13 protein-coding genes and 1 tRNA gene are annotated in these 13,529 nt (G+C 42.7%); 9 read left to right on the top strand and 5 right to left on the bottom strand.

Annotated features, from left to right (window positions below):
* The first annotated feature begins 6 nt into the window (after positions 1–6).
* From tolA to nadA, 5 genes are all read left to right on the top strand, one after another.
* A complete protein-coding gene (gene tolA, locus DPF90_RS15105; RefSeq protein ID WP_114787165.1) occupies positions 7–996 on the top strand; it encodes a cell envelope integrity protein TolA in 990 nt (329 codons plus the stop codon).
* Between the two features lie 49 nt (positions 997–1,045).
* A complete protein-coding gene (tolB, locus tag DPF90_RS15110) occupies positions 1,046–2,359 on the top strand; it encodes a Tol-Pal system beta propeller repeat protein TolB (protein WP_420855774.1) in 1,314 nt (437 codons plus the stop codon).
* Between the two features lie 36 nt (positions 2,360–2,395).
* Entirely contained in the window at positions 2,396–2,935 is a 540-nt protein-coding gene (gene pal, locus DPF90_RS15115) for a peptidoglycan-associated lipoprotein Pal (protein ID WP_114787167.1), read from the top strand.
* 15 nt (positions 2,936–2,950) lie between these two features.
* Positions 2,951–3,721 carry a tol-pal system protein YbgF gene (ybgF, locus tag DPF90_RS15120; RefSeq protein ID WP_114787168.1) on the top strand — a complete coding sequence of 257 codons (771 nt, stop codon included), beginning with the start codon at positions 2,951–2,953 and terminating at the stop codon, positions 3,719–3,721.
* A gap of 135 nt (positions 3,722–3,856) precedes the next feature.
* Entirely contained in the window at positions 3,857–4,918 is a 1,062-nt protein-coding gene (nadA, locus tag DPF90_RS15125) for a quinolinate synthase NadA (RefSeq protein ID WP_114787169.1), read from the top strand.
* Between the two features lie 70 nt (positions 4,919–4,988).
* Here the strand turns inward: nadA and DPF90_RS15130 are convergent, their stop codons facing one another.
* The 4 genes from DPF90_RS15130 to DPF90_RS15140 all read right to left on the bottom strand — a co-directional run bounded on the left by DPF90_RS15130 (position 4,989) and on the right by DPF90_RS15140 (position 7,974).
* Complete coding sequence (locus DPF90_RS15130; protein ID WP_114787170.1) at positions 4,989–5,528, bottom strand: disulfide bond formation protein B; 540 nt, start codon at positions 5,526–5,528, stop codon at positions 4,989–4,991.
* An 11-nt stretch (positions 5,529–5,539) separates the two neighbouring features.
* Positions 5,540–5,695: a DUF5993 family protein gene (locus tag DPF90_RS20360; protein WP_205395198.1), complete on the bottom strand. Its 156-nt coding sequence runs from the start codon at positions 5,693–5,695 to the stop codon at positions 5,540–5,542.
* 168 nt (positions 5,696–5,863) lie between these two features.
* A complete protein-coding gene (locus DPF90_RS15135; RefSeq protein ID WP_114787171.1) occupies positions 5,864–7,024 on the bottom strand; it encodes a histidine decarboxylase in 1,161 nt (386 codons plus the stop codon).
* An 83-nt stretch (positions 7,025–7,107) separates the two neighbouring features.
* Positions 7,108–7,974: an isochorismatase gene (locus DPF90_RS15140; protein ID WP_162814043.1), complete on the bottom strand. Its 867-nt coding sequence runs from the start codon at positions 7,972–7,974 to the stop codon at positions 7,108–7,110.
* A 678-nt stretch (positions 7,975–8,652) separates the two neighbouring features.
* Between DPF90_RS15140 and DPF90_RS15145 the strand changes: the two genes are divergently transcribed.
* Positions 8,653–9,693 carry a potassium channel family protein gene (locus DPF90_RS15145; protein WP_114787173.1) on the top strand — a complete coding sequence of 347 codons (1,041 nt, stop codon included), beginning with the start codon at positions 8,653–8,655 and terminating at the stop codon, positions 9,691–9,693.
* A 132-nt stretch (positions 9,694–9,825) separates the two neighbouring features.
* Here the strand turns inward: DPF90_RS15145 and DPF90_RS15150 are convergent, their stop codons facing one another.
* On the bottom strand, positions 9,826–10,398 hold the full coding sequence (locus DPF90_RS15150) for a UPF0149 family protein (protein WP_114787174.1): 573 nt from the start codon (positions 10,396–10,398) through the stop codon (positions 9,826–9,828).
* Between the two features lie 122 nt (positions 10,399–10,520).
* Between DPF90_RS15150 and DPF90_RS15155 the strand changes: the two genes are divergently transcribed.
* The 3 genes from DPF90_RS15155 to DPF90_RS15165 form a co-directional block, all read left to right on the top strand.
* Positions 10,521–12,947, top strand: a complete 2,427-nt coding sequence (locus DPF90_RS15155; RefSeq protein WP_114787175.1) for a hybrid sensor histidine kinase/response regulator — start codon at positions 10,521–10,523, stop codon at positions 12,945–12,947.
* A gap of 171 nt (positions 12,948–13,118) precedes the next feature.
* Positions 13,119–13,206 (top strand) — tRNA-Ser (locus DPF90_RS15160).
* A 107-nt stretch (positions 13,207–13,313) separates the two neighbouring features.
* On the top strand, positions 13,314–13,529 hold a 216-nt coding region (locus DPF90_RS15165; protein WP_205395164.1), incomplete at its 3' end, for a transposase domain-containing protein.

The following is a 13,529-nucleotide window of genomic DNA, read 5'->3' on the forward strand; positions in this document are numbered from 1 at the left end:
CTGGTTATGAAAGATAGTAAGCCGAAAAAAAAGAGTGGTTACGCTAAGTCGATAGTTATCTCTGTATTGTTACATGCATTGTTGGTGGTGGCCCTTGTATGGGGGACCGATTTTACTATGTCTAAACCAGAGCCATCAGGCAAAATGGTTGAGGCGGTAGTGATTGACCCCAGTCTTGTCCGTCAGCAAGCCCAACAAATACGAAGCCAAAGAGAAGCCGCTGCAAAAAAAGAGCAACAACGCCTAGATAAATTGCGCCGTGAAAGTGAGCAATTAGAAAAGAGTCGCAAAGCAGAAGAAGAACGTATCCGCAAGCTGAAAGAGCAGCAAGCCCGTGAAGCAAAAGCCGCTCGTGAAGCTGAGAAAGTGAGACAGCAAAAGGAAAAAGAGCGTAAAGCGGAGGAGCTGCGTGTTCGCCAAGAAAAGGAGCGGGCCGCTAAGCTAGAAGCGGAGCGTAAAGCCAAAGAAGCCGCGGTCGCAAAAGCGGAGAAGGAACGTATCGCACGTGAAAAAGCGGCTCAAAAAGCAGAAAAAGAGCGGGTTGCTAAAGAAAAGGCAGCCAAAGAGGCGGCAGAAAAAGCTCGCAAAGAAAAACAGCGTCTTGAGCGAATAGAAAAAGAGCGCAAAGAGCAAGAAGCTGCACTGGATAATATTTTTTCTGGTCTGGAGACTGAAGCGGAGCACAATAGTTCAGCGCGCCAGCAGCATGTTCAAAGTGAAGCTCAAAAGTATGGTGCCATTTTCAAAGGGCTTATTGAACAAAACTTGCTTTTGGAGGACAGCTATCGGGGAAAGTCCTGCAAAGTTAACTTGCGCCTTATTCCAACAGGCAATGGTGCTATTGTGGGTAATTTGAATATACTCGATGGTGATAGCCGCTTGTGCTCGGCAACTAAGCGAGCTATTGCTCAGGTCGGAACGTTTCCGTTACCAAAAGAGCAAGATGTCATTAATGAATTAAAAAATATTAACTTAACTGTAGAACCTGAGTCATAAGGAAAAGCTTGTGTTTAAGCGACTAGTATTAGGGTGGTTGCTCATTGCGATGAGCGTATTTCAGGTAGCCAATGCGGCTTTAGAACTGGTCATTACAGACGGTATTGATTCAGCTCGGCCAATTGCTATTGTGCCGTTTAAATGGCAAGGTGCTTCACCTTTGCCTCATGATGTTTCCGCGGTCATAGCTTCAGACCTACAGAGAAGTGGTAAATTTAGCCCGGTACCTACAGGTAAGATGCCACAAACACCATACAGTGATAGCCAAGTTGATTTTGAAAAATGGACAGGTTTAGGTGTTGACTCACTGTTAACCGGAACTATTACACAAAATGCTGCAGGCGATTATGTTATCCAATATCAGCTGATTGATGTTGTTCGAGGACAACTGACCCAAGGTCAAAGTAAAGCTTTGAGCTCTGATGGGGAGTTGGTGGTGTCAAAGGATCATATCCTATTTAGTAAGCGTGCGACTGTGCCAGGTGAGAGATTACGAGAGTACGCACATCGTATTTCTGATTTAGTATATGAAGAACTAACGGGTGAGCGCGGCGCATTTTTAACTCGTGTCGCTTATGTGGTAGTTAATGACAAGGACAGCTATGCCTATCAATTAAGAGTTGCCGATTATGATGGTTATAACGAAAGATTGGTGTTGCGCTCAAAACAGCCATTAATGTCACCTGCTTGGTCGCCAGACGGGAAACAGCTCGCTTATGTTAGCTTCCAAAATGGCCAAGCTGAAATATTCATTATGAATATCTACACGGGGAAACGTGAAAAGATCACTTCTTATCCTCGTCATAATGGCGCGCCACGGTTTTCCCCAGATGGCAATAAACTCGCGCTAGTTTTGTCTAAAACAGGCAGCTTACAGGTTTATACATTGGATCTGAATACTCGTAAGTTGACCCAAATTACGCGTGGCAGATCAAATAATACTGAACCTTTTTGGCATCCTGATGGTAAATCATTGATCTTTACCTCAGATCGGGGTGGTAAACCACAAATATATAAAGTAGATTTGGCGAGTGGTTCAACGAATCGTTTGACTTGGCAGGGACGTCAGAATCTGGGTGGGCAGATCACGCCAGATGGGCGGTTCTTAGTTATGGTCAATCGCACCAACTCCGGGTTCCACTTAGCAAAACAGGATTTGGAAACAGGGTCTGTTCAGGTTTTAACCAAAACTTTGCTAGATGAATCACCGAGCATCTCACCTAATGGTGGTATGGTAATTTACAGTTCCATCTATAACGAAACTAACGTACTTTCGATGGTTTCGATCGATGGACGCTTTAAAGCTCGATTACCAGCAACAAATGGTCGTGTGCGTGCCCCGGCATGGTCACCGTATTTGTAGCCAGTAATATGTATCAAAACGAAGGAAAATATAACAATGCAACTAAACAAAGTTCTTAAAGGGCTATTAATTGCGCTGCCAGTACTTGCAGTTACAGCATGTAGTTCAAGCGATGACGCAGCAAATTCTACTGGCTCTGAAACGAACCAATCAACTTCTAGCTCAGCAAACGGTGTTGATACCACAGTGGTTTCGCCAATTGGTGAAAATGGTCAGCTTTCTGAAGAAGAGCTAAAAGAGCAGGCGCTTCGTGAGTCTCAAACTATCTACTTTGCGTTTGACAACTCTACTATTGCTAGTGACTACGAAGAAATGTTGGCTGCTCACGCTTCTTACTTAAGCAAAAACCCATCAATGAAAGTGACGGTAGAAGGTCATGCTGATGAGCGTGGTACTCCAGAATACAACATTGCACTTGGTGAGCGCCGCGCAAACGCCGTTGCTAAGTATCTGCAAGCTCTAGGTGTTCAAGCTGATCAGATCTCTATCGTGAGCTACGGTGAAGAGAAGCCTCTTCTAATGGGTCAATCTGAAGATGTATACGCTAAAAACCGCCGTGCGGTTCTAGTATACTAATCAAGGATAAGCCATATGTTCAGTAACCTTAAGCGCCTCATTACGCTTATGTTGCTGGCAAGTACAGCGAGCCCTGTGTTCGCTGTACCAGCTCCAGTATCAGACGTGAGTGGCAATAATGCTTTGGTCTCTTCTTCTGCCAGTTCGGCAAATGAAACAGAGGTTCAACGTCTTGAGCGCTTGCTCGAAAATCGTAATCGTATGCAACTGCAAATGCAGCAGCAGCTTGACGATATGGCACTGGAGATTAATGATCTTCGTGGTCAGCTTGAAAAAAATAGCTACGATATGCAGCAAATGCTTGAGAGACAGCGCGAGCTTTTTATCGAGCTTGATAAACTTCGGGGACAAGTGACTTCGGCTCCTGTTGCTGAAGCGGCCAAAGAAAGTGCTGCACCTAAAGGTAAGTTTAGTACTAACGTTGATGAGCAAACCGCTTATCAAAACGCTGTCGATCTTATCTTAAAGAAGCGTGACTATGCGGGTGCTATTTCAGCGTTTCAACAGTTCCAAAAAGATTATCCAGATTCTACCTTTTCTCCTAATGCGCACTATTGGCTAGGACAGCTTTACTTTGCTAAAAAGCAAGACAAAGAAGCTGTTAAGAGTTTTGCTGCAGTTGTTTCATATCCCAAATCCAATAAACGGGCCGACGCTTTAGTTAAGCTTGGGGATATATCAAAGCGCAATGATAATGCCACACAGGCGACTAAGTACTATCAGCAGGTTATTGATGAATACCCTAGCAGTGCATCAGCTAAGCTTGCCGAAGAGCGGATCAAATAGATAATAGGGAGCGTACATCGCTCCTTTTTTGTCATAGTATTGAACACTTGGCAACTAATTATGCTTGAAACTGGCATCCCTAACTCAGTGGGGTTAGAATATGCGGATTATTAAAAGTTGCCTAGAGCAAGAGCAATGAGCCACATTTTAGATACAGTTGAAACCGTCTATCCATTTCCACCCAAGCCTATCCCGTTGTCTGATGAACTAAAGCAGACACACATAAAAAATATAAAGTCTTTGCTGAAAGAAAAAGATGCGGTGCTGATTGCGCACTACTACACGGATCCTGAAATTCAGGCATTGGCTGAAGAGACAGGTGGTTTTGTTGGCGATTCATTAGAGATGGCAAAGTTTGGTAATCGTCACCCTGCTAGTACCTTAGTTATTGGCGGTGTTCGCTTTATGGGAGAATCGGCGAAAATATTGACCCCAGAAAAGCGCATCCTTATGCCAACACTTGAGGCAGAGTGCTCCCTTGATTTAGGCTGTCCTGCTGATAAATTCTCAGAATTTTGCGATGCTCATCCAGATCATACCGTTGTTGTGTATGCTAACACTTCTGCGGCCGTTAAAGCCCGAGCTGATTGGGTAGTGACTTCCAGTATTGCGTTGGATATTGTCGAGCACCTCGATGCCGAGGGAAAACCAATCATTTGGGGGCCAGATCGCCACTTAGGTTCATATATCGCTAATCAAACTGGGGCAGATATGCTGCTTTGGCATGGCGAGTGTGTGGTTCACGATGAGTTTTCTGCTGATGCATTACGTAAAATGAAAGCCGTATACCCAGATGCGGCCGTTTTAGTCCACCCAGAGTCTCCTGCAAGTGTGGTTGCTTTGGCTGATGCGGTTGGTTCAACAAGTCAGCTTATTAAAGCGGCTAAAGAGTTGCCTCAAACCAAGATGATTGTTGCAACAGACAAAGGTATTTTCTTTAAAATGCAACAATTGGTGCCAGAGAAGGAATTAATCGAAGCGCCTACAGCGGGCGCGGGTGCGACTTGTAGAAGTTGCGCTCATTGTCCTTGGATGGCGATGAATGGCCTTCAGGCTATTGAAGAGGCGCTGACTCAGGGTGGAGAAAAGCATGAAATTTTTGTTGATGAAGCGCTAAGAGTAAAATCTCTCATCCCACTGAATCGCATGCTTGATTTTGCTGAGCAGCTGAATCTTACAGTAAAAGGTAACGCTTAAGTATCCGAGTTAAACAATATAGATTGTAAAAGCCAGCTTGAACGCTGGCTTTTTTTGTTTTCCCGGGAAGTTAACTTAATAGCCAATAACTGACAGGGTTATCCGGACACTGGTAGGGTCCACATTCAGCAAAAGTGGACAGTATGTTTAGTGCCACGACTGCTAGAGCAAGCAAGCAAACCCATTTACCAAGGCCATTCATGGTGAAAGGTTTCGAGCTCCATTCTTCACGCCACATCATTAAGAGTACCGCGACGGCAAAAATAGTTGCGGCAAACAAGACAAATGCCCAAGTATAATAATGCATACCCAAAATAGGGCTGCCATAGCCAGGTGTTCCCGGAATGACATGTAAGGAAATTTGGCGAAGTGAAGTTGCTGCGCCAAATAGTGCGCCTATTAGTACAATTCCATAGTGGCGCTGCTCAGGGCCGTATTTTACATTGAGCAAGAAACCAAACATCACCATGATAAAACCGATGCGCTGAAGGAGACAAAGCGGGCAGGGCAGCTCATTTAGTGCAAATTGGAGAACAAACCCAATTAATAGCACTAAAGTCATACCAAATAGGCCCAAGGTATTGAGTAGACTGACGTGATCACGATTCATAGCGCTTACCCTTACAATAAAATAGAAAGCGCATCATTTGCATGATGATGGAACCAATACACGCTGACTAACACCGTTATGGCAAACACGCCAAAGCCCAAAGACTTCTTACCGGTAAAGGCACAAAGCATTGCTATAAAGAGCATAAGAAAGATTAAAGACATCATATGAGGACCCTTACTATGGCGTTGAAACCCTCATTTTGTGGGTTTCTATGACTTATGACAAACATAGAACTCGCAAGTGACAATTGCGAGTTCTAAACATACAAACTTAGATTCCATTAAATACGATTATTGAATTAAATCAAACACGCAGAGACCTGTTTAGTTTCATTAATTCTGCCCGCAGACATTAAGTATTCCATAATTAGGTTGCAAGTCAGAAATGATATCTTCAATGACCGGGTCTAACTGCTCTTTACTGTCTATGTGGGGCATGGTGATAATATGCGCAACATCGCCTGAGGTTGCTAAGCAGTGCTTACGCCAAACCCAGTCGGAAGGTCGAGGGAAGACAATGGTATTGGAATTTTTATTTCTCCAAGCTTTGATACTGGCTCGTTGGAGTCTTTCAATAACATAGTCAGCCATTTCAAAGCACTGATTTATTTTTCTTCGCCAATCAGCTGTAGAGTGGCTTTTAATAGCTGTCCACATAAACAGCACATTATGACCGTTTCTTGAGCCAGTGACAGTTTGATCCCGAGATGATATGTAGTCAATATCGGCAGAGATCTTCTCCACCATACGACGCTTGGCTAGTATAATACCGCATGGGATCGGTGAACCAATCATCTTATGGCCTGAGACGCTGATTGAATCAACACCATCTTCAAAAGAATACGGTTGTGGGTCGTCAACAAACGGCATAATCATACCACTTAGTGCCGCATCAGCGTGGATATAATAATTCTCTCTATCTAACCCTAATACAGAAAGGTCATGTTGGATTCGCTCAATATCATCGGTTGCCCCACGCATAGTTGTCCCAATATTGGCAAAAATAATGGGGTTGCTTTGCTTGTCGCTTTGTATCTGTTCTATTAAGTGTACGTAATTGATTTCCCCACTAGATAACGAAGATATTTTTCTAGCGGGAATATTGAGCATCTTGACTATTTTTGCTATCGAGTAATGAGTCTCTTCGGAGTAATAAATAGTTCCAGTCGGAAACAGTTCACGGGCTAGGTAACATGAAAATAAGTTTCCTTCAGTTCCACCGTTAGAGATATAACCCCAACTCTCTTTATTGGATATCTTAAATAACTTGGAAAAGAATGCCATTACTTCTCGTTCAAATTCAAAAGTATTGAGCTTGAAATTATTTCCAATTCGCCAATCTCCGCAGTTATTTATTGAGAATTTCAAGAATTTCTCGAGAACCGAATAGTCAAAGTCAGCAGATTCTGGATAACCGACATTAAAATGTTGATTTTCTTTGCAGTAAAGCCAAAATTCATTGAGCTTACAAAGATCATCATTGGATAACTTCATTATTTAGCCTATTGTTATGAGTTGAAAATGATAAGGCGCATAAAGTTTTTATGCGCCTTAAGTTAACTTGTCATGGGGTTCTACTAGCCTATGATTATCGCTCTTTTCTTTTCTTCTAATAGTGCCCACCAATTAACCACACTGGGATCATGAGTTAACTCTTGGTAATCAATGGTGATGCCAATCTGATTTAGATCTGAGGCAATTTGCATCATTCGCTTGGAATCGAAGCCATAGCTGAGAAGGCTTTTTTCCGGATCGAGTCCTCTAGGGTCATCGAGTAGGGCTTGTACCTTTTCATAAAGCCATTGATAGCTTAGCACTGTCTTTGGCTCCAATACTGTCTGTGTATTAATCACGTAACCTGTGTAGTTAGCTACATAGCTAAGTGCGTTAAGATGATCTTGATATGATAAATCTGCTATCGCATCACTAACGAGAAAAGCTTGTATATTTTTCTCAAGTGCATCTGTGACTGTGATTCTGCAGCCCAAGTTAGCATACAAACCTGTGATTAAAAGCTGGTCTCGACCCAACTCTTTAAGGTGCTGAGCTAATTCGTCAGACTGCATTGCGCTGTAATGTGACTTTTCAATTAAGACGTCTCCTTCTTCGGGAGCAACAAAGGGGGTAATTATTTTTGAACAGGGAGGGATTTCCTCGAAGCCCCAAAAATCCTCAATTAAAGGATGATCATGGCTTATGGTGTTAAACGTTATTTGCGTATAGACAATAGGAATGTTTTTTTGTTTTGCCCAGTCTTTGATCTTGGCAATATTGCCTAACAAAGTGGGGAGCAAAACAGAGTCTGGATCGTAGATATCAACAAAATAGCGCTGCATGTCATGTATTAGAAGTACAGCTCTGTTGGCTTCTAGCTGCCAGTCTGTTTTGTTTAAAAATGATGTCCTACTGGGCATGGGGTAACTGACGTTTGTTGGTAGTGGCATGGCCTTATTCCTTAAATCTCTTTGGCCTTCAACAAGGCAAATTGACAGATTGGTTAATGCAACAGGTTTCATTTTAGTGCACTCTACCAGTTTTGCGCTTTAAACTATCCAAATAAACACGGGTTTTGTCATATTTTGATGTACATTAAAGCTGCCACTTAGTACGTCACACCGACATTAAAGCTCTAAGCCAAGAGTAATAAGCATTCTATCTATCTAATAAATATATATTTTTATTGTAAATGTCAACAGTTTATAAAATAAAGCCCTTGATAGGAGAATGGTCAATATAGGGCATATGAATGCGTAATTAAACTCTCATGTTGGTTATTACAGCTAAGTGCTACGTCAGTTAAGTTTCTAAATCATTAACTCCATTTAGTTACCTGGTGTGTCGCTTTGTATAAAACGAGCCACTAAGGCTCCACTAAATAATCTCTCAACATCGCATTTCCATAGTGATCAGGTCCCAAACTTGACTGTCCCAAGAGCGTTCTCCTTTCTCAACAGCAGTTTCGACAAAGCCTAATGACTCATAACAACGTTTTGCGATTGTATTTGTGTTAAACACTAATAACCTGATATAAATCACATTTATAGGTTTGTGACTGTTGTTTATCTTTGATAAACCTTAGTTTGTTTTATATTCGTCCACCTTACTGAATCTATGGTGCACTTATGGGCATATGGTTAGTCTTCAAAAAATGGTTTGAGTCGCATGTCTTTCATATTAGTAATAAAAATATTTTTATTTTAAGCGTTCTGTATGTTGGGCTTTCATGGTGGCTGCTTTGGCTTGCTGGCGAAGCTGATCTAACACAAAATGGCTCACAGTTTATTTATTACTTGATGGTGACCGCTTCGACTGTGGGCTATGGCGACCTATCACCTTCATCGAATGCAGGAAAATGGGTCGTCGCGTTATTTGTCATTCCAGGTGGTTTAAGCTTATTTGCTGCGGTTTTGGGGCGAGCGGCATCTGGAGCAATAGAGTATTGGCGGGCAGGCATACTAGGCAAGCGGAGAATTAGGATGGATAATCACATATTACTTTTGGGTTGGAATGGCCAGCGTACAATACACCTCATTCGTATGTTGCAGCATGAAGAAGAGGGGAAACGTCCGATTGTTTTGTGCTGTCGTTCTGAGATTGAAAATCCGTTGCCTGGTCAAATTGGCTTTGTTAAAGTGACCAGTTACACGGATTCCCAAGAAATGAAACTAACCAATGTGGATCAGGCAAGCTGCATCATTGTCGATAACCTTGAAGATGATATTACGTTGTCAGCCTCGCTTTATTGCTCCAATATCAACCCTAATGCTCATCTACTGGCATATTTTAAAGATGAAGCCTTAGGCCATTTACTCAGTCAGCATTGCCCAAAAGCGGAATGTATTCCGGCGGTAGGTGCTGAAATGCTTGCTAAATCGGCGGTAGATCCAGGTTCTAGTGCACTTCACCAAGAGCTACTGGCTTCCACTCGAGGCATGACTCAATATTCCGTGCTTTACCCTCAAGACGCGGCTGACACTCGTGTTGAATCTCTTTTCACATTTATCAAGCAAGAATATCAAGCAACCCTGATCGCCATAGATACTGGCTCTGGTATTAAGCTTAACCCTGAATTGGCAACCTCTGTGTCAGCTGGCAGTCGTTTATTTTATATCGCTGATGAGCGTATAGATGCTTTTAACTGGAAGTTATTGAAGGAAAAGTAGTGACAAGGACGTTGGCATATCCATTCGTGAAGGCAGTTCATTAATTACTCAAGATTTAGCTCGTTATCCACATTATATTCGTGCTTAACGCGAGACTAACAAAAAGCCGGCGTTTCAGCGCCGGCTTTTACGTTACATATCTTGATCGACCAGTAAGGCGCCGCGAGCAGTGAGCCCACACAGCATAGGTGGGATTGCATTGAAGATTTCTTCAAACTGCTCCAAGCCTTCAATCCCTTGCTCAGCCAGTGTTGCGAGGCAAGTTTCTGGATCATAAAGCATACTAATCGATAACAAAACACCACCAAGTAACGCGTTGTCTTCGCTGTTTTCAGGCATGATAGCTTCCCAGTCATCTTTGGTTAACTGCCAGCCTTGAAGTAAGCCTTCACAAAAATCGCGAGCTTCTTGGTTTACAATATCGGCATCATCAAGCTTGCATTCATCTGGCCACACCCACTGATCTTCAAGAAGGTCTGGGCGATATTCGTTCCACATCGCAATAACTAATTCAATGTAGCTCTCGAGCTGCTCACCATCGCCGAATGGGGCGACTTCTTCACCTCCCCAAAGAAAAGGAATCCACTCTTGAGGAGGAAGCAGGTTAGGTGCGGCTGCCATGGCAGTTACAAAACCTTGAGTCTTAGGCTCGTTAATAAGTCTATCTTTTAGCTCGGGTTGGGCGAGTATTTCGTTTAATGTCAAAGTAAATACCAAGCGGTCATGTCAATTTGAGATAATATTAACAGTCCAAACCAGACATAAAAAGGCCACAGCCTGCGTATATTCGCTATAATTTAAGCCAAACGGTAAAAATTCAAAGGCTTATGGAAATACGTTCTTCGCTAAAAAGAAAGAGCTTTTTAGCCCTCACTGTGTATTTAGCCATCGTGATTGCGATCATTGGCTCAGTGAGCTATCTCGTTGTTGAGCCACCAATTAGAGAGCAATTGGAAAAGAATCTCGACTTGAGAACTGAGTTGATTGCCAGTGAAATAGAAGAGCCGCTCAATAGCTCTGTTGGTATTTTGCAGAGCGTGGTTGGTATTGGTAATACAGATGAATCTCAAGCGCATCAGGCAGAAATGCTTTACGAGCTGTTTTCGGTGTTTGATGGCGTGGTAGTCAGCGGTGGGCTTTGGCCAATACCATACTCAATTGATAAGAAAAAAGCATACAGCAGCTTGTTCTTTAACCGTGCTAGCGACGGCTTAGTCGATCAGGTCTTTTCATGGGATAACCCTGAGTCGGGTGGTTATGACAATGAGATATGGTATACCTCTGTGGTTGATAAACCTCCAGGCACAGTGATTTGGTCGCAAGTGTATATTGACCCCTTTACCCACGTGCAAATGATCACGGCATCATCACCTTATTTTCGAAACGGTGCGCCAGCTGGCGTTGCGACCATTGATGTGTCATTAGAGAGTTTGGTCGAATTTGTTAGTGAACACGCTCAAGATTACGAGTTAGGTATTGTACTTAGAGACTCTTACGGTGATGTTATTACCGACTACAATTTTCAGGTTGTAAAAAACATATACATGAGCAGTACAGAATTTGGCGATTTTCAATGGAATATCGACGTTGTGAATGCCAATCGCCTAGTGGATGAAGAAGCGTTTTACGTGGTAACAAAAGTCGAAGCGGGCATAATTCCCATAATGCTGTTATGTGTGGTAATGGGGTATGTGCTCATCAATCGCTTCCTTATTTCTCCAATCGTGCTCATCGCTGAAAAAGTCAATGACTCGCGTACTGGAGCCATAGAAGTGCGCTACAATAGCCAAGATGAAATTCGCCAACTGATTGATAACTTTAATCAAAAAACCAAATTTTTGGAACAAGAAAAACAAAAAGCTCAGGCTTCGACAAAAGCCAAGAGTGCCTTCTTGGCAACACTGTCTCACGAGATTCGCACACCTATGAACGGCGTACTGGGTACGGCGCAAATCTTAATGAAAACTGACTTAAGCAAAGAGCAGCTAAAGCATATGAAAACCTTGTATGACTCGGGCGATCATATGATGACTTTACTTAATGAAATTCTAGACTTCTCAAAAATTGAGCAAGGCTTTCTGGAATTGGAGGAACACCCTTTCCCGCTCGAGTCTATATTGGGCAGCGTGAACAGCGTCTACTTTACTTTGTGTGCTGAAAAAGGACTGCAATTTAAAGTCTACTCTGAAGTTCCTCAGGGTCGTTGGTATATGTCAGATAAAGCGCGTCTTCGCCAAGTCTTGTTTAATCTTCTTAATAACGCGGTAAAATTTACATCACGTGGTTATGTGGAAGTCTACTTTCGCGAGTTCAGTCAACAAGGCCATAACTTCCTAGAAATTAAAGTTCGTGATACCGGTATAGGGATTGCAAAAGAAGCGCACAGCAAAATCTTTAGTCCATTTGAGCAGGCAGAATCATCGACAACCAGGCGATTTGGCGGTACTGGTCTCGGTCTTGCAATCGTTAAACAAATCGCAGAACTCATGGGTGGTGAGATAACGGTGACCAGTGAGGTTGGCATCGGGACTAGTTTTAGAGTTACATTGGGTATGGAACCTTGTGAGCCACATTCTCTTGAAATAGAAGAGCACAATAACCTTAATTATCAGGGCCTAAAAGCGCTCATCGTTGAAGACAACCGAACCAATGCCATCATTATGAACACCTTTATGACGAGCAAAGGCTTTGAGTGTGAAGTGGCTGAAAATGGTGAGATTTGTTTAGAAAAGTTGGTAAACAATAATTACGATTTAATCTTAATGGATAACCACATGCCAATAATGGATGGTGTTGAGGCGACTATAGCGATTCGGGCCTTGACCAGTTCAAAGGCAAAAATCGTTATATTAGGCTGTACAGCTGATGTGTTTAAAGAGACTCGCGAGCGTATGGTCGGTTCTGGCGTTGATTATGTCATATCCAAACCTATTGATGAAACAGAGCTTGATGATGCTTTGTATCGCTTTTCTGACCGTTTATACCAATACAAGCCAGGCCTGAGAGAGAGAAAAGAAGTAGATCCACAACATATGGAACCTCTTCTGGTTAACTTTTTTATGGCTCTGGATGATAAAGATTTTGTGAATGCTGAAGAGTATTTCCAACGGATAAGAAACGAAATTGCTAATCCCAAAGACGATTTATTGATACAAACCCTTAACGCGGTACAAGAGAAACTCTCTCATAAAGAAGCGCCAGCCCAGTCTGATTTAGATGTTCTTACCGTTTCTCTTAACGACTACTGCGGCTAGCCATCTATAATACCTCAAAGCTAACGAGCGGAGAAAATCCGCTCGAATCAGCTATTAAATAATCAAACGATCAACGAGCAAGACTTTTTTTCCGAAAGAAGCTTGACCTACCCCAATAGAATCATTAAATTAGCGCCTCGTTGGTTATCGAAACCAACCACAATTTATTTCGGTGAGTTGTCCGAGTGGCTGAAGGAGCACGCCTGGAAAGTGTGTATACGGCAACGTATCGAGAGTTCGAATCTCTCACTCACCGCCACATTCAAAACCCCAGCACAAATGCTGTAATGCCGATCGGTTTAGAGACTTGAACGATCCTGGGATCGTATGATAATCCCCACTAACTTTGTTAGTGGGGATTTTTCTATGTTGGCTGAAGAGTTAGTTCTAGCTCATGATACTATTGAAGATGGCAAAAATTATGAGTCTGTAATTAATGCCATTCAACTTGAATGGATAGAGCAAGCTCTCTATGAAACATCTAAAGCGAGTATCAGAAGGCGTCGGCTACCGGCCCAACAAGCAGTATGGCTCGTCATTTGGATGGGATTGCAGAGAAATAAATCCATTAAAGAGGTTTGC

The sequence above is a fragment of the Vibrio tetraodonis genome (assembly GCF_003350295.1).
GTDB classification, from domain to species: Bacteria; Pseudomonadota; Gammaproteobacteria; order Enterobacterales; family Vibrionaceae; genus Vibrio; species Vibrio tetraodonis.